The 23279-nt window shown below is 59.8% G+C and carries 19 protein-coding genes and 1 riboswitch (1 of these 20 running past the window's edge); of the genes, 17 read left to right on the top strand and 2 right to left on the bottom strand.

Features of this window, described 5'->3' with window-relative positions; all coding sequences use genetic code 11:
- Positions 1–64 precede the first annotated feature (64 nt).
- From VOI35_RS08325 to VOI35_RS08315, 3 genes are all read left to right on the top strand, one after another.
- On the top strand, positions 65–2080 hold the full coding sequence (locus tag VOI35_RS08325) for a methyl-accepting chemotaxis protein (protein ID WP_407275592.1): 2016 nt from the start codon (positions 65–67) through the stop codon (positions 2078–2080).
- 138 nt (positions 2081–2218) lie between these two features.
- Positions 2219–8377 (top strand): Hpt domain-containing protein, encoded by a 6159-nt coding sequence (locus VOI35_RS08320; RefSeq protein ID WP_407275591.1) that lies wholly within the window; start codon positions 2219–2221, stop codon positions 8375–8377.
- A complete protein-coding gene (locus VOI35_RS08315; RefSeq protein ID WP_407275590.1) occupies positions 8374–8922 on the top strand; it encodes a hypothetical protein in 549 nt (182 codons plus the stop codon). The genes VOI35_RS08320 and VOI35_RS08315 overlap by 4 nt, the downstream gene beginning before the upstream one ends.
- Positions 8923–9084: 162 nt before the next feature.
- Here VOI35_RS08315 and VOI35_RS08310 read toward each other — a convergent pair whose 3' ends face one another.
- Together VOI35_RS08310 and VOI35_RS08305 are read right to left on the bottom strand one after the other, a co-directional pair.
- The gene (locus VOI35_RS08310; RefSeq protein ID WP_407275589.1) at positions 9085–9702 is read right to left on the bottom strand and encodes a hypothetical protein; all 618 of its coding nucleotides are present in this window, start codon (positions 9700–9702) and stop codon (positions 9085–9087) included.
- Positions 9703–9900: 198 nt separating this feature from the next.
- Complete coding sequence (locus VOI35_RS08305; protein WP_407275588.1) at positions 9901–11721, bottom strand: TonB-dependent receptor domain-containing protein; 1821 nt, start codon at positions 11719–11721, stop codon at positions 9901–9903.
- A 41-nt stretch (positions 11722–11762) separates the two neighbouring features.
- A riboswitch (cobalamin riboswitch) is annotated at positions 11763–11926 on the bottom strand.
- A 153-nt stretch (positions 11927–12079) separates the two neighbouring features.
- Here VOI35_RS08305 and nudE point away from each other — a divergent pair.
- From nudE to queE, 14 genes are all read left to right on the top strand, one after another.
- Positions 12080–12646, top strand: coding sequence for an ADP compounds hydrolase NudE (nudE, locus tag VOI35_RS08300; RefSeq protein ID WP_407275587.1), 567 nt, complete (start codon positions 12080–12082; stop codon positions 12644–12646).
- Positions 12639–13460: a 3'(2'),5'-bisphosphate nucleotidase CysQ gene (gene cysQ / locus VOI35_RS08295; RefSeq protein WP_407275586.1), complete on the top strand. Its 822-nt coding sequence runs from the start codon at positions 12639–12641 to the stop codon at positions 13458–13460. Before nudE ends, cysQ begins: the two co-directional genes overlap by 8 nt.
- A 36-nt stretch (positions 13461–13496) precedes the next feature.
- The gene (locus tag VOI35_RS08290) at positions 13497–14105 is read left to right on the top strand and encodes an anthranilate synthase component II (protein ID WP_407275585.1); all 609 of its coding nucleotides are present in this window, start codon (positions 13497–13499) and stop codon (positions 14103–14105) included.
- 33 nt (positions 14106–14138) lie between these two features.
- Positions 14139–15395 carry a multidrug effflux MFS transporter gene (locus VOI35_RS08285; RefSeq protein WP_407275584.1) on the top strand — a complete coding sequence of 419 codons (1257 nt, stop codon included), beginning with the start codon at positions 14139–14141 and terminating at the stop codon, positions 15393–15395.
- A gap of 84 nt (positions 15396–15479) precedes the next feature.
- Positions 15480–16109: a crossover junction endodeoxyribonuclease RuvC gene (gene ruvC, locus VOI35_RS08280; RefSeq protein ID WP_407275583.1), complete on the top strand. Its 630-nt coding sequence runs from the start codon at positions 15480–15482 to the stop codon at positions 16107–16109.
- On the top strand, positions 16106–16717 hold the full coding sequence (gene ruvA / locus VOI35_RS08275; protein ID WP_407275582.1) for a Holliday junction branch migration protein RuvA: 612 nt from the start codon (positions 16106–16108) through the stop codon (positions 16715–16717). The genes ruvC and ruvA overlap by 4 nt, the downstream gene beginning before the upstream one ends.
- Positions 16710–17759: a Holliday junction branch migration DNA helicase RuvB gene (ruvB, locus tag VOI35_RS08270; protein ID WP_407275581.1), complete on the top strand. Its 1050-nt coding sequence runs from the start codon at positions 16710–16712 to the stop codon at positions 17757–17759. Before ruvA ends, ruvB begins: the two co-directional genes overlap by 8 nt.
- Entirely contained in the window at positions 17756–18163 is a 408-nt protein-coding gene (gene ybgC, locus VOI35_RS08265) for a tol-pal system-associated acyl-CoA thioesterase (protein ID WP_407275580.1), read from the top strand. The genes ruvB and ybgC overlap by 4 nt, the downstream gene beginning before the upstream one ends.
- The gene (tolQ, locus tag VOI35_RS08260; protein ID WP_407275579.1) at positions 18160–18837 is read left to right on the top strand and encodes a protein TolQ; all 678 of its coding nucleotides are present in this window, start codon (positions 18160–18162) and stop codon (positions 18835–18837) included. The genes ybgC and tolQ overlap by 4 nt, the downstream gene beginning before the upstream one ends.
- A 3-nt stretch (positions 18838–18840) precedes the next feature.
- A complete protein-coding gene (gene tolR / locus VOI35_RS08255) occupies positions 18841–19284 on the top strand; it encodes a protein TolR (RefSeq protein WP_407275578.1) in 444 nt (147 codons plus the stop codon).
- A 2-nt stretch (positions 19285–19286) separates the two neighbouring features.
- Positions 19287–20336 carry a cell envelope integrity protein TolA gene (gene tolA, locus VOI35_RS08250; RefSeq protein WP_407275577.1) on the top strand — a complete coding sequence of 350 codons (1050 nt, stop codon included), beginning with the start codon at positions 19287–19289 and terminating at the stop codon, positions 20334–20336.
- A gap of 39 nt (positions 20337–20375) precedes the next feature.
- Positions 20376–21686 (top strand): Tol-Pal system beta propeller repeat protein TolB, encoded by a 1311-nt coding sequence (gene tolB / locus VOI35_RS08245; protein ID WP_407275576.1) that lies wholly within the window; start codon positions 20376–20378, stop codon positions 21684–21686.
- 38 nt (positions 21687–21724) lie between these two features.
- Positions 21725–22720 carry a tol-pal system protein YbgF gene (ybgF, locus tag VOI35_RS08240; protein WP_407275575.1) on the top strand — a complete coding sequence of 332 codons (996 nt, stop codon included), beginning with the start codon at positions 21725–21727 and terminating at the stop codon, positions 22718–22720.
- Positions 22717–23279, top strand: the 5' portion of a protein-coding gene (gene queE / locus VOI35_RS08235) for a 7-carboxy-7-deazaguanine synthase QueE (protein WP_407275574.1). It continues 118 nt past the right edge of the window; the window shows 563 of its 681 coding nt (coding positions 1–563); it begins with the start codon at positions 22717–22719; its stop codon lies beyond the right edge, outside the window. The genes ybgF and queE overlap by 4 nt, the downstream gene beginning before the upstream one ends.

The following is a 23279-nucleotide window of genomic DNA, read 5'->3' as shown; positions in this document are numbered from 1 at the left end:
TTCAGTGCGGCGCTGGCCGTTGATCTGCTGCCTTGCGGCAGTTTTTTTGGAGTGAGCAGTAGCCATGAGTTTTGGAATTAAAGTTGGTGGTCTGAGTCGTCAGGTCATCGGGCTGATTGTGGTGGCTGCGGTGACGCTCTTGGTCACCGTGGCGATCTTTATTCTGTCCGCGCAGAACGACCAAGCCTTGCTGGATCGTCGTCTGGTTGCTTCGCAATTGGAGCGTACCGCGCAAGAGATGACCATCGAAACCTTGCGTGCCGTGCGAGGTAACAAGGCGTCGTTCGATACCGTGCTGACCCAGCGGGCGCGCTTCGTGGCAGACTTGGATGCCTTGAGTGGCAAGGATCCCAAACGTCAGGGTGTTCGCGTGCCGGCTGATCGTCAGTCGGAACTCGCCGCGGTTCAAACCAGTTGGAATGACTACAACTTGGCGCTCGCCAAGGTGCTCGAAGGGCAAAAGGCCATTCTCGGGGTCTCGGGCTTGGCTGCGCAAATCAATCAACTGTTGCCGGATTTGCTCTCCAGCTCGGACGATGTGGTTCAAGCGTTGATCGCCGCTCAGGCTTCACCTCAGGTGGTTTATCTTGCAACCCGTCAGCTCATGTTGATTGAGCGGATTGGTCTCACCATGGGTGAAATCACCGGTGGCGATCAAACAGCCGCCAATGCTTCGGATCGATTCGGGCGCGATGTGGCCTTGTTCGGCGGCGTGCTCAATGGGTTCCTGAATGGGAATCGTATGGCGCCGCGCGTGGATGATCCTGCGACCCGCGCCAAGTTGCGTGATGTGGCGGTGTTGTTTGCGACGGTGAATCAGGGCGGCTCGGATGTGCTCGCGCAGGCGCCGGCGTTGTTGACTGCGAACCAAGCCGCTACCACGATCGACAAGATCGCGGGTTCATTTACCGCCAATGTGTCCAAGCTGTCATCCGGCTTGGCGCAAGATCAGCTCAATTCCGGTCGTTTGGCGTATGTCGGTTATCTCACGGGTTTGATCGCTTTGCTGGTGCTGTTCTGGCTGGGGGTCGTACTGGTTCGGGATTCGCGTTCGGCGATGCGCTCGACCGAGGCGCAAAACCAGCGCAACCAGCAAGCCATTTTGCGTCTGTTGGATGAAATGATGACGCTGGCCGATGGGGATTTGTCGTCGCATACCACCGTAACGGAAGAAATCACGGGCGCGATTGCCGATTCGGTCAACTACTCGATCGATGCGTTGCGTGATCTGGTGGGTACGATCAATGACACCTCCGTTCGGGTATCGGCGGCGGTTGAGCGGTCACAGTCGGATTCTCGGGCGCTGGCGGATAAGTCCCGCGAGCAGGCACAACAGATCAGCGTGGTGTCCGATGCGATTGCGCAGATGTCCGACCAGATCGAAGCGGTATCGTTCAATGCGCAGCAATCCGCCACGATTGCGCAATCTTCGGTCGATGTGGCGCACCGGGGCGGGGACGCGGTGCGTGAAACCATCGCCGGTATGACTAACATCCGTGAGCAGATTCAGGAAACGGCCAAGCGAATCAAGCGGCTGGGTGAGTCGTCGCAAGAGATTGGTGACATCGTGGGGCTGATTACCGACATTGCGGATCAAACCAACATTCTGGCGCTCAATGCGGCGATTCAGGCCGCCATGGCCGGTGAGGCCGGACGAGGGTTCGCGGTGGTTGCCGATGAAGTTCAACGCCTGGCGGAGCGGGTGGGTAAAGCCACTCGTCAGATTGAGTTGCTGGTAAACACCATTCAAACCGACACTTCGGAAGCGATGCTGGCCATGGAGCAAACCACCACGAATGTGGTCAATGGTGCGGCGCTCGCGGAAAATGCGGGGAAAGCATTGCAAGAAATTGAAACCGTATCACTCAATCTTTCTGAGCAGATCAGCCAGATTGCGCAGGTGACTGAGCAAGAAGCGCAAGTGGCGACCACGCTGCGTGAGAAGGTCAACAGTATTCGCGAGAATACTCAGGAAACTTCGGATAAAGCGATTCGGGCGGCGGAAGAAATCGGCACCTTGGGTTCTCTGTCCTCAGAGCTGAACCGCTCGGTCGCTGGTTTCAAGATGCCTGATCGCTAATTCGGATTGGCCGCCTGACTCATGTGATTGGGAGGCGGCAGGAACCAACAGAGTTCGTTTTCAGTATCCCTCAAGGCTGAAGGAACGGCAGTATCGGCATGTAGCGTGCCGATCACATTCTAGGAGCGGTTTGTGGCCATGCGCACAGAATCTCAGGTGGACTCCATTGTTCTGGACTGGCTCAAGGAAGGGCTGACCGAGAAACTCGATCAGCTTTTGCGTGCGCTCGAGGATATTGGGAGTGGGGCGGGCGGCAATGATTTATTGTTTGAGTCATTGCATGCCGTAAAGACGATCGACTCTGTATTGGCCATTTCTGATTTGCATCCGTTGAGGGTTTTACTCAAGGAGCAGATGTCTGGATTGGTGCTGCTGGAAGCCCAACCGCAAAATCTCGAGTTGCTCTCGGCGATCAGCGAGGCCGCCTGGTTGATGCGCGCCGTACTGGATCGACTGAGTGTTGGGGCGACCGTCAACGCCACGAGCCTGCTGCCGATGATCAATCGGCTGCGTGCAGCACAAGCCTTGCCGACCTTGGCCGTGTCCGGGGTGCTGTTGCGTACCCAGTTGTTGCTCAGCGAGAGCCGGGTTTTTGTCCGGCCTTATCTTGGCGTGGCTGAAATCGATTCTGTCGAGCGTCAAACCGATCTGCAGCGACTTCGACACATGGAAGAGCAGATTCTGTTACTGCTTCGGGGGGATGTGTCTGCCATCCCTGGGCTGCTACAGGTGTTTGATCAGATTATTGATCGAGAAATCAACCGGGGGGTGGTCGTCGCGACGCGGGCGTTTGAGGAATTGCTGCGGGCGGTTGATCGGGATGCGGTTCGGTATCTGCCACAGGCCCAGCGTGTCATTGGCCGTGTGTTGCGTCTGTTTCGCATGGAAGTTCAGGGTAAGGATCAAATCCATATTCGCCATGAAGCGATTGAATTTGCGGCCGATCTCGTGGCTGCGCTGATCGAGGAATTGCCACCCGAGCAATCCTTGTGCGGCGATACGGTGAACGCTTGGCGTGAATTGATGACTGCGCCACAAGAGCCGCAGCGATTTTTGGGTTTGGAAACCGAGGCATTGCGGCAGGTGGCCGAAGTGCTGGCGGAAGAGCTGAATGCCGCTCAGGATGTGCTGGATTTATTCGTTCGCGGCAATAAGTCGGATTTAGAGCCCTTAACCCGCATTCAGCCGCGTCTCAGCCAGGTCATCGGGGTGCTCAGTACCCTGGGTTATGAGCGGGAGTCCGAGCAGCTTCGTGTCGCACAAGATCAACTGAGCCAAGTGGTGCGGGGCGCCGTACTGCTGGATGATGATTTTCTGATGCGGCTGGCCGTGGCCATCATGACCACCGAACAGGTCGTGTCGCAGATTGGGGTCTATATCAACGACAACGAACACGAACTGACGGCGATCGATCGGGTCGTGCGGCAATCGTTGACTCCGCTGGCTACCGCCTGTTTTGAGGACATCATTGCGGCCAAAGATGCGGTGAATACGGCACTGCGCCCGACCGGACTAACCGTTGCGCCGGAAACGCTCACGAATGCGGTGTCCTTGGTGTCCGGGCTTGCTCAGGCATTGAGCGTGGCTGAACTTCATGCGGCGCTCCCCTTGGTGCATGGTCTGCGCGATTGGCTGCAGTGTAATGTCATGCAATTGCAAGGTATTCACCCCACGGAATTGGCGGCGGTCGCCGAGATTTCTTCGGCGATCGAGTTTTATCTGGAAAATTTGCGTGATCACCACAAGGAAATGGTGCGATTCTTGTCGGGCGCGATGAATATGCTGCCCGTCTTGGCCGGCGAAAGGGTGGCGAGTGCAGCGGAGTCCGAAGATTCAAGTCATCCGGCGGCGGTTCGGTCTGAGGAAATGCCCGCCGAGGCGAGCACTTCGCTCGCTGAGCCAATGTCGATTGATGAATCGCTGGCAAGTGTCGATGACCTGATTCTGGCGTTATCGCAGGAAGTTGAATCGGCGGATTTAATGCCTGTAGCCGAAGCGCCAGAATTAACGCTCGATATTCATGCTGAATCGCCTGCTGATGTTTCGACGGACAAGCCAGCAGGTTCGACCGATGACTTGGTTGGTGCTGATGTCGATCTAGCGACCTTGTCGCTGACAGTGCCTGAGGATGCCGCCGAAGCGTCGTCTGCCCAGGATTCATGGTCAGGGGAACTCAGCCTAGATTTGCCTGAGCTGACCGAGACGGCAAGTACGGATCATTCGAACATTCCCTGGGGGCAGCCGAGCGATGTCCTGTCCTTGGCTTTGCCAGAGGATGCGCCTGAGGAAGACCAACCTGAGTTGACTGAGTCCGCGACTGAGGAACCAGCGGTCGTGGTGGATCCGCTGGATGCCATGGCGTTGGAAATGCGCTCGGTATTTGCGGAAGAAATGGCCGAAGAAGTGCCAGGCATTTTGGCGGCTGCCGAGCGCTGGCAGGCCAGCGGGAACCGGGAAGATTTGGTCACGATCCGTCGTGGCTTTCATACCATCAAGGGCAGTAGCCGGATGGTGGGTCTGAATGACATTGGCGCCTGGGGTTGGGCATTCGAACACCTCCTCAATGGCGTGCTGGATGATCGGATTCCGGCGACCACCGCGTTACGGTCTGAGGTTTTGTCGGCGGTTGGGTTGATGTCTGCCGCATTGCCGACGCTGGAGCGGGGTGACGCTCCGCCAGCGGATTATTGGTTGGCAAGCCAGACGGCGGCTGAGCAATGGCGAACGGGCGAGACGGCGTCCGTCCGTGCAGCGCCCGAGGCTGAGCCGGTCGGCTCGATGGATGCCGTGCCGGCGGATGTTGCGCCGATGCCGTCGATCGAACCGTTGCCCGTCGTGCCGGATGCCGTTGATGAAATTCAAAATCTGAGCAACGCAGAATTGGCCCTGTCACCAGAGCCAGAGGCGCTCGCCGAGACTCCGTCGTTGGCATCGAGTCAGTCCGCCGCTGAAATGCCGCTGGGCATGGTGGCCGAATCGCTGGCCGATGCTCAAGCGTCGGCCGAGGCGGTGCCTGATGAATGGCGCATGGTGGACAATGCACCGCCGGTTGCACCCGAAGCCTTGCTGCATCCCACGGAGGATCGGGCGAGTTCTGTGGTCGAGTCAGTCGTCGAAGCCGCTTCGTTTGAGGCAATCTCCGTCGAACCCGTGGGTGTGCCCGAACCGGAAATCGCCGAAGCGTCTGCCGAGTCCCGGGATGCGCAGCCAATGCCCGAAGCGGTGGAACCTGCGGTTGCCTCTGAGCCCGTTGAGCCGCCTTTTGTGGCGTCGATCATCGCCGACCCGATTCTGCGCGATATCTTCGATCAGGAGTCGTCGGGGTACTTGGTGCGGTTGCGGCAACAGGTCGAACATGCGGTGGCCAACGGCTTGGATCTGCCCTGTGACAAGGAACTGGTGCGTTTAGTCCACACCTTGCTCGGCTCGGCGCGTACCGCGGGCGTGAGCGCGCTGGCGCAGATCGCGAACCGTTTGGAAGAGTGGGTGCGCCTGCTGGAAGAACACCAACGAAGCCTGGAGTCGGCCGATTTGGCCGTCTTCGGCGAGGCGCTGCGCGTCATGGATCGTTTGCGCGCCTGGGCGATCGCGCCGGTGGACGCAGAGCCTGAAACCCAGGTTGTGGAAACGGCGATTGAGGAACGCATCGATTTGCTGTTGCGGCAGCTCACGCCACCGGCTGCGATCGAGGAAGCCGAAGAGGTGGGTGCCGAAGAATTGATGGCGGCCTTCGATGGCACCTTCGCGGATGATGAAGAAGAGCCCGCGCCGGCGGTGATCGCGCCCGAGCCTAAAGTGCTGGCGCTGCCCACCTTGAAGGTACTCAGCGATGAACAGGCCGCGACGGCGGCGGCGGCCTTGGGGTTGGTGGTTCGTCCGGACGATCTGCCCGGCGAACAGGATCCCGACATTCTGCAAATCTTCCTCGAGGAAGCGGAAGAGTTACTGGAAAAAGCAGATGGTTACATCGCACACTGGCGTGCGCATCCGCATGATCTAGATTCGATTCGCCTGCTGCACCGGAATTTGCATACCCTCAAAGGGGGCGCGCGGATGGCCGGGTTGCTGAACCTGGCCGATGTCACTCATTTGCTGGAGGATCGGCTGGATCGCGCGCGGGACCGCGGGGTAGAGCGCGCCGAATGGCTCATCGCCTTGGTGCAGCATACCTATGACGCTCTCGGCGTGATGCTGGATCTGGTGCGCGCCCATGAGCCGATTCCAACCCAGCTGGCGCTGCTGGTACAAATCGCCTCGGATGGCGCGCCGGCCATCCCGTCCGCCAGCGAACCGGTATCGGTTATTGCCTCGCCCGCAGCGGTTACGCCTCTGCCGGTGGAATCGCCGCGTGTTGCGGCGGCGCCCATGGAATCTGAAGTGGCCGAGGCGGCACCTGAAGCCACGGCACCGCATGCTACCAATCTGGTGAATGAAGTGCGGCGCGAGCAGATTCGGGTGGATGCCGATCGCATCGATGCGATGGTCAACCAAGTGGGCGAGACGGTGCTCTTGCAGGCCCGAATCGAGCGGCAGGTCAATGGCTTCGAGCGTCAGCTCTTTGAGTTGCAACAAACCATCACCCGTTTGCGGGGTCAACTGCGCCGCCTAGAGATTGAAACCGAGTCGCAGATGAAAGCCGAACTCATGGCGGAGTCTGGCCTGGGTGAGGACGAATTTGATCCGCTGGAATTTGACCGCTTCACGCAGGTTCAGGAACTGAGCCGCGGCATCATGGAAAGCTTGGGCGATATTTCCAGTATCGAAGAGGCGATGAGTGATCTCACCGAACAATCGCAATTGCTGTTGCTGCAACAGTCTCGCCTGGGACGGAAACTGCAGGATGGCATGTTGTCGATGCGGATGGTGCGCTTCAATGATGTGGTGGCGCGTTTGCGACGGATTGTGCGTCAGGTCGGCGAAGAGATGGGGCGCAGTGCAGAACTCGTCATCGTCAATGGAGAAACGGAGCTGGATCGGCTGACGCTGGTCGGACTGTTGCCCTCTTTGGAGCATATGATCCGTAACAGCCTGGCGCACGGCATCGAGAACCCTGAAGAACGGCGCGCCAAGGGCAAGCCTGAAATGGGGCGTATCGAGATTACCATCGAAAGTACCGGAGGCAATGTCACGCTCGAACTCAAGGACGACGGTCGCGGCCTCGATCTGGATGCGATCCGTCGCAAAGCGGTGGAGCGCCAGCTGATTGCGCCCGATATGGAACTCACGGATGAAGAAGCGCGTGGCCTGATTTTCTTGCCGGGGTTCTCAACTGCCGGCACGGTGTCTCAAGTTTCTGGTCGCGGCGTGGGCATGGATGTTGTGGCGGGCGCCGTGCGGGAGATGGGCGGATTCGTCGATCTTCAATCGGTGTTTGGCCAATACACCCGGATTCAGCTGAACTTGCCGCTGACGCAGGCGATGACGCGCGGGATTTTGGTGGCGGTGGGCGAAGACCGCTACGCCATCCCGTACAAAGGCGTGGTCTCGGTTACCCGGATGACGACGGCGCAGTTGAACGAACAGTATGCGAGCGCCCGCCCGGCGGTGATGCTCAATGGCGAGCGCTATCCCTTGTTCTACCTCGGTGATCTCGTGCAACAAGGGGCGCGCGGCCTGCCGCAGGAAGTGGGGATACGCCCTGTCTTCCTGTTCAAACTGGGTGAGCGGCGTTTTGCGATCCAAGTGGATCATCAGCTGGGCGGGATTCAGCTCTTCGTGAAATCACTCGGGGTTCCGTTGGCGCGTATTCCGGGTCTTTCTGGGGCAACGATCGCGGACGATGGGCATGTCATGCTGGTGTTGGAGCTGTTTGAACTGGTTCGTCAGTTCCAGCGGCGCGAGGAAAAACCGCTCGACACGCCGTCTGACAAGTCCTTGCGCCGGCGCCCGATGGTTCTGGTGGTCGATGATTCCCTCACCGTGCGTAAAGTGACGGCTCGGACGCTGGAGCGTTATCACCTCGATGTCGTATTGGCGCGTGATGGCGTGGAGGCTCTGGGTATTCTCCATGAGCAACAACCGGATGTGGTGCTGACGGATATTGAAATGCCCCGGATGGACGGCTTTGAACTGCTGGGCGCCATTCGTAACGACCCGCAGACGCGAGCGGTTCCTGTGATCATGATCTCGTCGAGGACGGGGCAAAAACATCGGAGCCGCGCCGAATCCTTAGGGGTTAATGCCTATCTGGGTAAACCCTATACCGAGGCGGATTTGATCGCCCGCATTGATCAATTCATTGGAGATCGTCGCCCCATCGGTCGTGACGATCAGCACATGCAGGAGAGCGAGGAATGAGTGCTGCGGGTTCTACGGAAGAAGGCTTCGTTATCGGCACCGCAGCACCGGAGCCGACATCGGGTGCTGAACGCGTGCGGGTCGTGCACTTGCCCACCCAGATCAGCGGCTTGGACATCGTCGTTCCGTATGCGCTCGTGGCGGAGATTTCTGAGGTCATGTTGCCTGAAGGCGGAAGTCAACTGGGGCGTCAGGATGCGGCGGAGGTTGTCTGGCGTGGGCAGCGGATCGTGCTGGTGAGCCTGGAAGCGATGTTTCAGGGAACCGTGCCTACGATCGGCCAGCGGGTGCGATGTGCCGTGTTATATGGCACGAACCCGGATATGGCCTTGCCTTACTACGCGGTATTGCTCTCGGGTGTGCCGCGCTCCGAAGAGTGGACCGCCGATCGTTTGCAGCAGGAGACGCGGGTTGAAGGGGAGTTATGGCAGCTCACCGCGCAGGTGGATGATCGGCGCGTGGCCGTGCCGGATATCCGGCAGCTTGAATCCCGTGTGGATGAAATGCGTTTGCGATTGCAGCGTGAAGTACCGAATCTGGCGTGAGCCGGAGGGCTTGGGGTCAGAATGCGCGCTTCCCGTTAACAGGCCGTTGAAAAACGCTTTTCATCGGCCTGTTAGGGGCAGGGATAGCCCAAAATGTTGGGGATGCCGAAAAAGTAGAAAAAGCCCGATGACCGTGCCATCGGGCTTTTTTAACGGCGGGATTCAACCTTGGCGGAAGGGTGCCGGGTTGGCGGGCGCCCTCAGGCGCAGTGTCCCCAGATGCGCCACGGCCAGCCCGATCAGCACATACCCCAAGGTGGACTGGATATACCGACCCAGGTACGGCATGACGCGATCGGCATAATCCAGTAATCCCAAGGCGCCGAAGTGCCCGGAAAACGCCCAGAAGGTCAAGTTGGACAGCGCAAACGCGGCGAGGGTGCCGATGGTTGCCCAGCCCAGTCGGTTGAGTATCTGCACTAGGCCGGTATCCAGCGCCCGCTGGGCCGCGCGGCCGGCGAGCCACAGCGCACCGTACGCCAGCAGCAAGCCGGGATAGGCCGGAGTGAAGCAGGCGTTCATGGCGGCGCCATCTTGTACGACGGAGATCAGGTCAATGCCTAGCGCAAGCCCCAGGAGCGCCGGAAATACCCACCGCGCGCGCAACCACAAGCCCGCCAGAAAAAACACCGCCCAAGAGGTATCCGCCAGATGCAGGACATCGCTGAAGTGGTGGTAACGCGTTGCGGCCATGCTCCCGGCCAGCAAGAGCAGCACCCACCACCGATCGGCGGGCGTGGGTACGGAAGCTGGCGTGGGTGAAGTGCTCATTGAGTTCATGCGGCGTTTCCTCTGTGGCCGGGCTTGTTGTCAATTATGACAAATCCCCGGACATCCGGGGATTTCGCTTAAGGCATTTCGCCTAGGGAATGGGGTCTGGAGAACGGTTGGCCTCGGGTGATCCCTAGCGAGGCACCGTTTCGGAGCCTCCCGGCTCCCTACGGGAAGCATGGAATCAACCCGCGTTTCCTGGGCGAATTACAAGCCGTACCGCAGGTTCAGGAAAACGGTTCGTCCGGCTTGGTTATAGTCAAACGCGGTTTGGTAGCGCTTGTCCAGCATATTGTTCAAGGATGCTTCCAAGTGCCAATGCTGTGACCAGGCATACGCTAGGCGCACATCCATCGTGACAAAGCCCGCGTTGATTTGACTGGCCGTGCTTTCATGCGTTTGGGTTTGTCCGCGCAGGGTCATTCCCGCCTGCCAGGCGCCGAATTGACGATCGAGGTCGATCCGGCCACTCCACTTGGGTTGGCGGGGAACGCTGAGCCCGGTGCTGCGATCCACGGCAGAAATCCAGGTGGCGCTGCTGTTGAATACCCAGTCGGCGTTTTTCCAGCCCAGTTGCCACTCGGCTCCGAGGCTTTGCGCCTGATTGATGTTGTAGGGAACATAGTTCGTGCTGGCACTGGAGGCGATCAAATCCTGTGTCCGCGTGCGGAAGCTGGTGAGGCTGGATTGCCAGCCATTCGAACCCTGCCAATTCAGCCCGAGACGGGCGGTGTGCGAGCGTTCCGGTTGCAGGTTGGGGTTGGCATAACCGGGGTAATACAGGTAATTGAAGCTCGGCACATGGAAGCCCGTGCCGTAACCGCCGGTCAAGGCCAGACTGGGCGCGAACTGCCAACTCAAGTCGATCGAGCCGGTGTTCGCATGGCCAAATTGACTGTTGTTATCCCGCCGCAATGCCGTTTGAATGGACAGGTCGGCAATTTGGGTGGCGTATTGCGCAAACAGGCCGTCGTTGTGTCGGCTGGTGACATCGTAGTTTGTGCTACTGGTGATCCGGTCGTTCAGCCGGTCTACACAGAGCGTCAGCAACCCCTGGGATAAGGAAAAATCGTTGGCGAGGCTGAAGCTGTCTTGCTGGCTGTTGAATTCCGAGACATACGCGCCGTTGTAATAGTTGGTTTGCCGGTCAATGTTCCGCCCCGCGCTCGCCCGCAGTTGCCACAGGCCGATTTTGGCCAGCGCACCATCCACGCCGAAGGTCTGCTGGTTAGACTGGCGTTGATTGCCGCCGTAACTGCTGCCGTCGTAATCATTGAATGCATGGGTGCCGAGCCAGTGTGCTGAGATCCGGGCACCTTGTTCGCCCGTATAGCCAAGGCGCCACTGTGCCGAGTTGTTGCGATAGCCATCGTTATCGGGCTGGTTGACCGCGTAGGGCGAGCCGGTGGTGTCGGTATAGGCGTTGAATCCCCCCGTGCCGTCATGCGACGCACCGATCGAATAGTCCACGGCACCACGGCGCCCGCTGAGGTTCGCGGCGGTTTTAAATGTGTGGTTGCTGCCGCCACCGAGGCTGAAGGACGGTTGCATACCGTCCGTTCCCCGACGGGTGAAAATCTGGATCACCCCACCCATGGCATCGGCGCCGTATTGTCCGGAGCGCGGGCCTTTGATGATTTCGATCCGTTCAATCAACGAGAGGGGCAGGTTTTCTAGATAGGCGGTTCCGACCGTGAGTGAACCGATGCGTACGCCATCCACCAGCACCAGGGTTTGCGATGCGTTTTGTCCCCAGAGGCTGATACTGGTCGGCTGTCCGGCCCCCCCGAGGTTGGTCAGATTCAACCCGGCGCGATTTTCTAGCAGGGCGAGGACGGAAGTGGCTTGCAGTCGATCGATTTCAGCACGATCGATGACAATCGAGGGGACACCGGCGAAGGCGACGGGGGCCCCGTGGCTGGCGGTCACATTAATGGTGTTCTCTGCGGCGGCGGCAAATGTCGGCAAAGCGAAAGACAGCGCGAGCACGAGCGGCGTGCGGCGCACGAAGGCCAGGGAATCATTCATCGGTTGGGTACTCATCCGGGCGTGCGCCCACCGCACACGCATTGGTGAAAGACGCGCCAGGCCGGTCTCCGGACTTGAGCCGCTGGCGGAGCCAGGCAGCGTTACCGTTGCGGGGGCAGTGCAGGCTTTTCACCTGCTTCCCAGTTTCACCCCGTTTCAATGCCGAAGACGATCAAAACGGGACACCGGGCGCACTGGCGCGCATTGTCGATGCCTGAGGTACAGAGTCAAGCGTCCTTTGATGCGTTTATTTCAACTTCAAGATGAACGATGTGCGATCAAGCGGTCAGCAGTGGGGTATTGAATCGTTATACTGCGAGAATTGCCCCGCAGCGGGTGTTTCTCTGGATGATTGCGGATGCCCTATCACGCGCCCCCGAAAATTTGCGCGGTTCGATCGCTGGCTTCTACCCGGCTATTTGCCGTGGAGGCCGTCGATTTGCTCTATGCCAACGGCGTGGCCGTGTGTTTTGAACGGCTTCGCGGGCAGGGCGCGGGTGCCGTGCTGGTGGTGCCGATCACGGCGGCGGGCGAGGTGTTGCTGATCCGGGAATATGCCTGTGGTACGGAACGCTATGAATTGGGTTTGCCCAAAGGGCGCATCGAAACGGGGGAAGCGGTGCTCGAGGCAGCCAACCGGGAATTGCAGGAGGAGGCGGGGTTCGCCGCCCGGCGTTTGACGCTGTTGCGATCACTGACCTCGGCACCAGCGTATTCCGGGCAAATCACCCAGATCGTGCTGGCGGAAGATCTCTACCCCGCGCGTCTGCCGGGCGACGAGCCTGAGCCGATTGAGGTCGTGCCTCGACGATTTGACGCGCTCGAATCCCTGGTTTTCGACGAAGAATTGACCGAGGCGCGTTCGATTGCGGCGCTATTCCTGGTACGGGCGTATTGTCAGCAACGGGGGGCAGGGTATGAGTGAGTGGATGCGTTGGCGCGAGCCCGTCCGGGCGATTGCTCGGGCGGCTGGTGATGCCATCATGCAGGTGTATGCGGGGGAATTCGCCATCGAGCATAAGGCCGATGATTCACCGGTGACGGAGGCCGATCTCGCGGCGCACCGCACGATCGTAGCGGGGCTTGCGGCGTTGACGCCCGACATTCCCGTGCTGACCGAAGAAGGCGGCCTGCCCGACTGGGCCGTGCGTCGGCAATGGTCGCGTTATTGGCTGGTCGATCCGCTCGATGGCACGCGCGAATTCGTCAAACGCAATGGCGAATTTTCGGTCAATATCGCCCTGATCGATCAGCATGAGCCCGTGCTGGGGGTCGTGTACGCTCCGGCGCTGGCTGTCGAATATGCCGGTGTTCGAGGGGTGGGCAGTTGGCGGTTCCATCCGGATGGTCGGGTCGAGGCGCTCGTCGTGCGGACACCCCCGAGTATTCCGACACTGGCGCTGAGCCGATCCCACGGCAGCAAAAAAGAGCAGGCATTGATCGAGGCACTTGGCTCGGTCGAGATCATCCGTTGCGGGAGCGCACTGAAAACCTGCCTTGTCGCCGCAGGCGAAGCCGATTTATACCCACGCTTCGGCCCGACATCCGAATGGGATACCGCCGCATCGCAGTGTGTGCTCGAATCTGCCGGGGGATGCCTGCAGGACTTGACGGGACAGCGCTTGGGCTACAATCACAAAGAATCTATTCTCAACCCCTGTTTTGTCGCGTTCGGCGCGGCGTTGCCGTTGCCCAGGGCGGTGATGGCCGATTTGTCTGCCGCATCCTGTGCGGGCTGAGCCGACCGACCCGGTTTTTTCTAAGGAGGCGCCGCTATGGTGCTGATGCTCGATAACTACGATTCCTTTACCTTCAACCTCGTGCAATATCTGGGCGAGTTGGGGCAGGAGGTCTGGGTGGCGAGGAATGATCAGGTCACCGTCGCGGAGATTGCCGCCCGGGCGCCCTCGCATATCGTGATTTCCCCGGGGCCGTGCTCGCCGTCGGAGGCGGGGGTGTCGATTGAGGTGCTACATGCCTTTGCTGGCAAGATTCCCATGTTCGGCGTTTGCCTGGGGCATCAGGCGATTGGTCAGGCATTCGGGGGGCGAGTGATTCGCGCCAAGGAAGTGATGCACGGCAAAGTGTCGCCGATTTTTCATCGCGGGGCGGGGGTATTTGCCGGCCTGCCGAATCCGTTTGAGGCCACGCGCTACCATTCCCTGGTGGTGGAGCGGGCGAGTTTGCCGCCGGTGCTGGAGATCACAGCCTGGACGCAGCACGCCGATGGCAGTTTCGACGAAATCATGGGGCTGCGTCACCGGGATTTCGTGATCGAAGGGGTGCAGTTTCACCCGGAATCCATCTTGACCGAGCACGGTCATCAGCAGTTGAAAACCTTTTTGGCCAACAGATCCGCGGTACGCGCCCCCGTGCCAGCATGACGCGTTGTGATGCCCCTGTGAAAGGCCGCTGAGGTGCGCTTCGTCGAGGCTCAAGACGAACCGGCGTGGCTGATCGTACCGTTGGTGGCGAGCCTGCTGATGATCGCGCCGTTTACGGTCGATGCGTATTTGCCTTCCTTCGGCGCGATTGCGACCGAGTTTGGCGTGGATCAGGCCGCGATGCAGCACACTTTGAGCCTGTATCTGTGGTTTTTCGGCGGGATGATGCTGGTGCATGGCCCGCTCTCGGATGCCTGGGGGCGACGACGGATGGTGCTTGTCGCCTTGTTGGTCTATGCCGTCGCCTCGGTTGGTGCGGCCTTGGCGCGCGATCTCACCGAGTTGATTTGGGCGCGTATCGGCCAAGGTGTTGCCGCGGGTGCTGGGGTCGTGATTGGTCGTGCCTTGGTGCGTGATCTTTTTTCCGGCGCGCGGGCGCAAAAGGTGATGTCGAATGTGACCCTGGTGTTCGCCATGGCACCGGCGATCGCGCCCGTGATTGGTGGCTGGCTGGCAGCGGCGTTTGGCTGGCGGTCGGTGTTCTGGTTTTTGGCGGTTTTTGCAGCAATCCTGCTGATGGGGGTGTTGCGATTCATGCCGGAAACCGTGACGCCAGATCGCCGCCAATCCATGGCACCCCATTTCATTCTGCAGAGTTATGCGCGTGCGTTGTGTCATGCGCCGTTCGTGGCATTGACCCTGGTTTTTGCGTTGCTGTTCGCGGGGATGTTTTTGTATATCGCGGCCGCGCCGGTGGTGTTGCTCGCGCACTTGCATCAGTCGCCGACCGACTTCTGGAAATTTTTTGTCCCGGTGGTGCTGGGGTTGATGCTCGGTAGCCGGATCAGCAATGCACTGGCCACCCGTCTGGCGCCGCGTCACAGCGTCTGGGTTGGTTTGATGGTCAGCGCCTTGGGGGCGTTTTTGAATCTTGCCATCAACCTCAGCGGTGTGCTCAACACCGCTCCGGGTGAGCAAGCAGTGATCTGGATCGTCGCCCCGATTTTGTTGTATGCCATGGGAATGTCCACGGCCATGCCTTCGCTGAATCTGATGGGGCTCGATTATTTGCCGACCCAGCGCGGATTGGGTTCTGCCGTGCAAGGGTTTATGCAGATGATGCTGGCGGGGGTAGTGTCTGGATTTTGCGTTGCGGTATTGGCGCAGCACTTACTCTGGTTGGCGCTGGGGATGGTGGCGATGTGGCTGCTCGCTGCACTGCTGTATGGTTGGTGGTCTCGTCATGCGCCGCAGTTGGATTGGGCGAGCGAACGGGCGGCACATCCCTGATACCATGCGGGCTATGAATCCGTTCGTGAATTTTTATCGAGAGTCAATCCGCGCCGGCTGTGTTGCGCCACGGGGGCGTGCGGTATGACCGCGTTGCGCATTTTGGGCATCGATCCGGGTTCGGTGAACCTGGGCATTGCGGTCATCGATGCGCAGCCATCGGCGCCGCAGGCAGTCGCCATCGACAGTGTCGCGCTGGCGGCACGGGGCAACTTCGCCCAGCGATTGGGCGCCATTTCCCTGGTGCTGGATCAATGGATCGAAGCGCATCGTCCGGCTGAGCTCGCCATCGAGCAAATTTTTATGTATCGCAGTCCTGAGTCGTCTTTGAAGCTCGCGCAGGCGCGGGGTGTCGTGATCGCGTCTGCCGTTCGGCATGGGCTGAGTGTGCATGAATACATGCCTGCGGTCGTCAAACAGGCGGTGGTGGGTACCGGTCGAGCCGATAAAGTTCAGGTCGCGCACATGGTGTGCCGACTGCTGTCGTTATCGACGGTGCCATCCAAGGATGCAACCGATGCCGCAGCCATTGCTTTATGCCACTTATTTCGACGCCGATCATTCGCCGTGGCGGAGCAGGCCGAATTGGCTCCAGCCAAGGCGGAATTACTGCGCCAGATGGCGCAAACCCGTCACCGGCGGCGCAGCGGAGAGGCGGCCTGGACCGAAGTGGCGCTGGAACGGGCGCGCAAACGGACAGGAGGAACATCATGATTGGTCGGTTGCAGGGCAACCTGGTCAGCAAGCAACCCACGATGTTGCTGGTCGATGTGCACGGCGTGGGCTATGAAGTGGAAGCCCCGCTTTCCACAATATTCGATCTGCCCGCGACGGGGCAGCCCGTGACGCTGCTCATTCACACGATCGTGCGGGAAGACGCCTTTTTGTTGTTTGGGTTTTTGCGAGAAGACGAACGACGCCTGTTTCGGGAATTGCTGCGGGTCACGGGGGTGGGGGCCAAACTGGCCTTGGCGATTCTTTCGGGCATGAGTACCCGCGAGTTTGTCGAGGCGATTACCCGTAATGACTTGGCCGCGTTGATTCGATTGCCCGGCGTGGGGCGCAAAACGGCCGAGCGGCTGGTGCTGGATTTGAAAGACCGCCTGGCGGAGGGCGTCGCCGCGCCGGCGACGGGGCTCCGCAGCGGGGCGGTGGCACACGGACAGTCGCCGGTGGGTGAGGCGATCGCCGCGCTCGAAGTGTTGGGCTACAAACCGGCCGAGGCAACGCGCATGGTGCGGGCGGTGCCGGACAACGAAACCCTAGAGGTCAATGCCCTGATTCGAGCCGCCTTGAAAAGCACGGTGAAGACCAATGGATGACGCCCGTTTGATCTCGGCGGCGACGGAGCGCGGGGAAGAGGCGCTCGATCGGGCGATTCGGCCAAAATCGCTGAGCGAATACATTGGCCAGCCGACGGTGCGGGAGCAGCTGGAAATTTTCATTCCTGCTGCGCGCGCGCGCGCCGAAGCCCTGGATCATCTCTTGATTTTCGGGCCGCCGGGGCTGGGGAAAACAACCCTTGCCCACATTATCGCGCAAGAAATGGGCGCTTCGTTGCGGCAAACCTCGGGGCCCGTGCTGGAGCGCCCGGGCGATCTCGCCGCCTTGCTGACCAACCTCGAACCGGGTGATGTGCTGTTCATCGATGAAATTCATCGTCTCTCGCCGGTCGTCGAAGAAATTCTCTACCCGGCGATGGAGGATTATCAGATCGACATCATGATCGGCGAGGGGCCGGCGGCGCGTTCGATCAAGCTGGATCTGCCGCCATTCACCCTGGTGGGCGCCACGACCCGCGCCGGAATGTTGACGAATCCGCTGCGGGATCGCTTTGGCATCATTCAGCGGCTGGAGTTTTATGGCGTGGCCGATCTGGCGACCATCGTCCGGCGTTCTGCCCGGCTTTTGGGGGTGGAGATGGACGATTCCGGGGCGCTCGAAATTGCCCGCCGTGCCCGTGGTACCCCCCGGATCGCCAATCGTCTGTTGCGTCGGGTGCGCGACTATGCCGAGGTCAGGGCGGATGGCGTGGTGCGTGCTGCAGTCGCGGCGGCGGCGCTGGATATGCTCAAGGTTGATGCCCAGGGGCTCGATCACCAGGATCATCGGCTGCTGCGGGCGCTGATCGAGAAATTCGATGGTGGCCCGGTGGGGCTCGATAATCTGGCGGCGGCAATCGGTGAAGCGCGCGACACCATCGAAGATGTGTTGGAACCCTTTTTGATCCAGCAGGGATTTTTGATCCGCACCGCGCGGGGGCGGATGGCGACGGCGCAAACCTATGCGCATTTCGGTTTTCGTCCGCCTGCGGGTTTTGATCTGCGGCAAGCGAGCTTGCCTTTGTCGGAGGCCGCCGAGTGAGCGATCTGCCGTTTGAATGGCCGGTTCGAATCTATTACGAAGATACCGATGCCGCCGGGGTGGTTTACTACGCCAACTACTTGAAGTTTTTCGAACGAGCCCGCACCGAATGGTTGCGCGCGCAGGGTTTTGAGCAGGATCAATTGCGCGCCGAGTTCGGGATTGTTTTTGTCGTGTCGCGGGTACAGGTAGAATATAAGCAAGCAGCGAAATTCAACGAGACACTCAGTGTTTCTTGCCAGTTGTTGCGGCAGTCGGCGGTGGCGATGGATTTCGCCCAGCAGGCACTGCGAACTTCCGACCGACGGTTAATGTCTGAGGCGGCGGTTCAGATTGTGTGTGTCGATGCGGAACGATTCAAACCTAAACCCATTCCTCAAGCGCTTCGGAGCTGTTTTTTGTGAGTACGGATCCCTCGGTAGTGCACCTGATTTTAGGTGCGAGTTTGCCTGTGCAGCTGGTGCTGCTCATCCTCGTATTGGCCTCGGTGTCGTCCTGGGCGCTGATTTTTCACAAGTCGGCGGTGCTGCGACGCGCGCGCGCCCGCGCCAACCGGTTTGAAGAAGGATTCTGGAGTGGCGGCAGCCTGAACGATTTTTACGACCGGATCAGCCGGGATGCTCGGCCACGCGAGGGACAAGAGGCGATTTTTGAGGCGGGATTTCGTGAATTCAAGCGCTTGCGTCAGGTCGAAGCGCGTAGCCCGGCCGAGTTGATCGAGGGGGTCGAGCGTGCGATGCGGGTTGCGCTCAACCGGCAAATCAGCGCCTATGAAGAAGGCTTGCCGATGCTCGCCACCATCGGTTCGGTCAGCCCGTATGTGGGGCTGTTCGGTACGGTGTGGGGCATCATGAGCGCCTTTATGAATCTCGGTAACACGCAAAACGCCACCCTGGCCACCGTGGCGCCGCCGATTGCTGAAGCCCTGATCGCCACCGCGATGGGCTTGTTCGCCGCGATTCCGGCGGTGATTGCCTACAACCGCTACTCTCAGCAAGTCGATGACTTGTATGCTCGGTACGATCGGTTTACGGACGAATTTCTCGGCTTGCTGCAGCGCCAGATCGGAGGGCAGTAAGCGATGAGGCCGCGCCGCGCTCGCCGTTCCATGGCGGAAATCAATGTGGTGCCGTACATCGATGTGATGTTGGTGCTGCTGGTGATTTTTATGGTGACAGCGCCCATGTTGCAGCAAGGGGTGGAGGTCAAGCCGCCGCAAGCACCCGCCAAGGCGCTCCCCCAGAGTAATGATGTCCCCATCGTCGTTACCGTCAGCAAAACAGGCGCGTATACCGTATCGGGCGGAACGGCACCGCCGATGGGCGAGCAACCGATCGAGCAGATTCAGGCCTATGTGCTGGCCATGCGCCAGGCGAATCCAAAAATTCCGGTGCTGGTCAAAGGGGATCGCGAAGCGAATTACCAAATGGTCGTCAATGCGTTGGTTGCCCTGCAAAAAGCCGATGTTGACAAGGTGGGTCTGGTGACAGATCAGCCTGCGGGTCGCGCCGCCGGAGGGCAGTAATCATGTTTCGTGCCTTGGCGCGTATGCCTGGTTCGGTCGCGCTCGCGATTTTGTTGCACCTGTTGCTGCTTATGGCGATTGTGCTGTCGCTGCACTTTGATGCCATCAACCCGGCGGATCAGGCCGGTAAACCCACGCCAGAACCAGCGACGATCCAGGCGCAATCGGTGCCGCAATCGGCGATTGATCAGCAGATGCAGCGTATCCAACAGGCGGATGCTGCGCGTGCAGCGGCGTTGAAGCAGCAACAGCATGAAGCGGAGCAGGCCGCTGCGGCTCGTCGGGCGGAACAGGCGCGTTTGGCGCAGCTGGAGGCCGCGCGCGAAGCGAAACAAAAAGCGGCGGCGGAACAGGAGCAGCAGCTCAAGGCGTTGCAGGCGCAGCAAAAGCAGGCATTGGCTGAGCAGAAGCAAGCGTTGGAGAAAATGAAGCAGGAAGCTGCGGCAGCGGATGCGCAAAAACAGGCTGCGGCGGCTGCGGCGGCGAAGGAAAAAGCAGAAGCGACGGCCGCGCAGAAGGCGGCTGCGCAAGCCAAGGCTGAGGCCGAGCAGGCCGCGAAACAGGCAGCGGCTGAAAAAGTGAAGGCGGCGGCGGAGCATGCGGCCAAAGAGGCTGCGGCCAAAGAAGCGGCAGACAAGGCGGCCAAGGCCAAAGCAGCACAAGAGGCGGCGGACAAGGCAGCCAAGGCGAAGGCCGCGCAAGAAGCCGCCGCGAAGGCGCGGGAGAATGCGCTCAAGCAGCAGTTGAATAACGAATTGCGTCAGCAGCAGATGCAAGGGGTTCTGGATGCCTATGCGAATGCCATCAAGCAAAAAGTGTTGTCGCAGTGGTATAAGCCGCCGGGCTGGAAACCGGAATGGCAGTGCAATGTTGCGATCAGCCAGGCGAAGGATGGCACGGTGTTAAATGTTAAAGTGCTGCAGTGCGATGGGGATCTGTTATTCCAACGCTCGGTCAAACAGGCGATTGAAAGCGCTTCGCCCTTGCCGCTGCCCTCTGATCCCAGCCTGTTCCAGCCGAATATCAATTTCCAATTCAAGGCGTCGCAATAAGTTGCGTCGTCAGCCGTTATTTTTGGTGAGGTCATAATCATGCGTGCGTGGCAACGGTGGATGCCGTCTTGGGTGGTGTGGGTAATTTTGTTCGTGCTGCCGATCACGGCGCGCGCCGATCTGAATATCGTGATCAGTGGCGGGCAGGAGAGCGGTGTGCCAATTGCGGTCGTGCCGTTCCAGACCACCACCAATACGGATATGGGGTCGATTATCCGCGCGGATCTGGCGCGCTCTGGTCAATTCGCCCCCTTGGCGGTTGAAGCGATGCCGAGTCAGCCCGCATCTCCGGATCAAGTGCAGTTTGATCAGTGGCGTAGCACCAAAGCGCAGTATTTGGTGATCGGCAAGGTGGATCAGGCGGGTAATGGCTATCAGGCGTCGTTTTATCTATTTAATGTCGCCAATGGTCAGCAAATGGTGGGCCGAGTAATTTCGGGGCCTGCTTCGGCCTCGCGCAGCATCGCGCATCGGATCGCCGACATCATCTTCCAAGAGATCACCGGCGTGCGCGGCGCGTTTGATACGAAAATTGCCTATGTCACCGAAGTGGATGCACCGGGTGGCAAGCGCAGTTATACGCTGGAAGTGGCCGATTCGGATGGCGCGAATCCGCAGACGGTGCTCACCTCCAGTTTCCCGCTCATGTCACCGACCTGGTCGCCGGATGGCACCAAGCTGGCCTATGTCTCGTTCGAAGGCCGCCGTTCGGGGATTTGGGTGCAGGATTTGCGAACCGGCCAGCGCTATCAGTTGACCAAATTTCCGGGCATCAACGGTGCGCCCTCGTGGTCACCCAAGGGCGACAAGATCGCGTTGACCTTGTCGAAATACCAAAATCCGAATATCTATGTGGTCGATTTGGATACCCGCAGTCTGGTTCAGGTAACGCACGACAGCTCGATCAATACGGAAGCGGCCTGGCTGCCGGATAATCAAACACTGGTGTTTACTTCCGATCGGTCGGGCTCGCCGCAAATTTTTGAACAATCCCTCGCGGGGGGATCGGCGCAGCGGCTGACCTTCGGTCTTTCTTATGCGGCGGGCGCGGCCGTGTCGCCGGATGGCAAAACCCTCGCCCTTCTGGCGGGCGGCAGTGGCGGGTTCCGCGTCGCGGTGCAGTCGCTCAATGGTGGGGGCAACGATCTGCGGTATATCAGTAACGGCGGGAGCGAGGAGCGCCCGAGTTTCGCGCCGAATGGCTCGATGCTGATCTACGCCAGCCAGTCTGGTGGCGGGTCGGTATTGAAAGTTAGCCCGGTCAATGGCGTGGGTAGTCAGACTTTACAATTCGCTCGCGGCAAGGTACGCGATCCGGCCTGGGGGCCGTTTCAAGGTGGGCAAAATTAACCATCTGCGCGTTGGCGGATGTTGAACGGGGCAAAGTCATGCGAAATGTAAAATCAGTAATCTCCGGACTCGGCGCGATAATCGCCGCTGCGCTGCCCGTGAATGCCGTGCTTGCTAACCCGCCGAACTGGTTGGGATGGAACGAAGGAAGCACGCCAGCGCAGCAGGCCGCGCCAGCCAATACCCAAGGCGGCGCTCAAACGACTCCACTACAACCGGCCGTGCCTCAGCCGCTCGGCGCAACCGATGCCGCTCCATCGCCGGGGTCGGGGCAATCCGTGGTGATGCAGAATTTGCTGGATAGCGTCTCTCGTTTGCAGGAGCAGGTACGCGATCTGCGCGGGCAGGTTGAAGAGCAGGGCAATGAGCTGAAGCAACTGAAAAAGTCGCAGCAAGCGGGGTTTGCGAATTTTGACGATCGCATCAATCAATTGAGCCAGGGCGCCTCATCGAGTGGAGCGGCACCTGCAGCGGCGGGTGCCCCAGCTGCTGCGCCATCGTCGGCGACTCCGCCCCCGGTTGCTCCATCGCCTGGTCAGTCGCCGACTACCGCACCGCCGCCCGTGCCGACAGCGCCGAGCCCGCCCGCCGGTGCAATATCCAATGCACCTTCGGCGGCGGCATCCGGCGGCGGTCAAGTGGCTGCCAGCCAGCAACAGAATCTGTATAACGCTGCCTTCAATCTGCTGAAAGATGGCAAATACGATCAAGCGATTGCGGGGTTCCAGTCGGCTATTGATGCCGATCCCAAGGGGCAATGGACGCCGAGCGCATTGTTCTGGCAGGGGGAAACCTACTATGTCCAGCAAAAACGCGCGCAGGCGGACAAGGCCTACCAGCAAGTATTGACGGAATTTCCGAAAAGTGATCGTGTGCCGGATGCCCTGTTGAAGACCGGTTATATCGCGTATGACGAAAACAAAAACGCCCAAGCGCGCGCGATCTTCCAGAAAGTCATCGATCAATACCCGCAAAGCCAGGCTGCAAACCTCGCGAAACAGCGTCTGGCGCGGATGGCCGCCGAGAAGCGATGACCTCCGTTGCGGAAGTGCTGCCGCGGACGGCTGGCTTGGTCACACTGCGCATCACGGAGATTTTCCGTTCGCTGCAAGGAGAGTCTGATCGGATCGGTTGGCCGACGGTATTTATTCGGTTGACCGGCTGCCCTTTGCGCTGTGTGTATTGCGACACGGCTTATGCGTTTACCGGCGGTCAGCGCCAGACCGTGCCCGAAATTCTGGCCGCTGTAGCGGCATTGAAAACGGACATGATTTGCGTGACGGGCGGCGAACCGCTGGCTCAACCGGCCTGTGCGGATCTGCTGACCGCCCTGTGTGACGCGGGGTATCAGGTGAGCCTGGAAACGAGTGGTGCCTTGTCCATCGAGTCCGTCGATCCGCGGGTCAAAATCGTCATGGATTTGAAGACGCCAGATTCCGGCGAATCGAGCAAAAACTGCTTCGCCAATCTGGCGATACTGAAGCCAACGGACGAAATCAAATTTGTGATTGGTTCACGCCGAGACTTCGATTGGGCGGTAGAAGAGGTGGACGCACATCAGTTGGATCGGCGGTTCATGGTCTGGTGCTCGCC

Source organism: Halothiobacillus sp. DCM-1 (assembly GCF_045689735.1).
Classification (GTDB): Bacteria; Pseudomonadota; Gammaproteobacteria; order Halothiobacillales; family Halothiobacillaceae; genus Halothiobacillus.
This window is presented reverse-complemented; position numbering and strand designations above follow the sequence as displayed.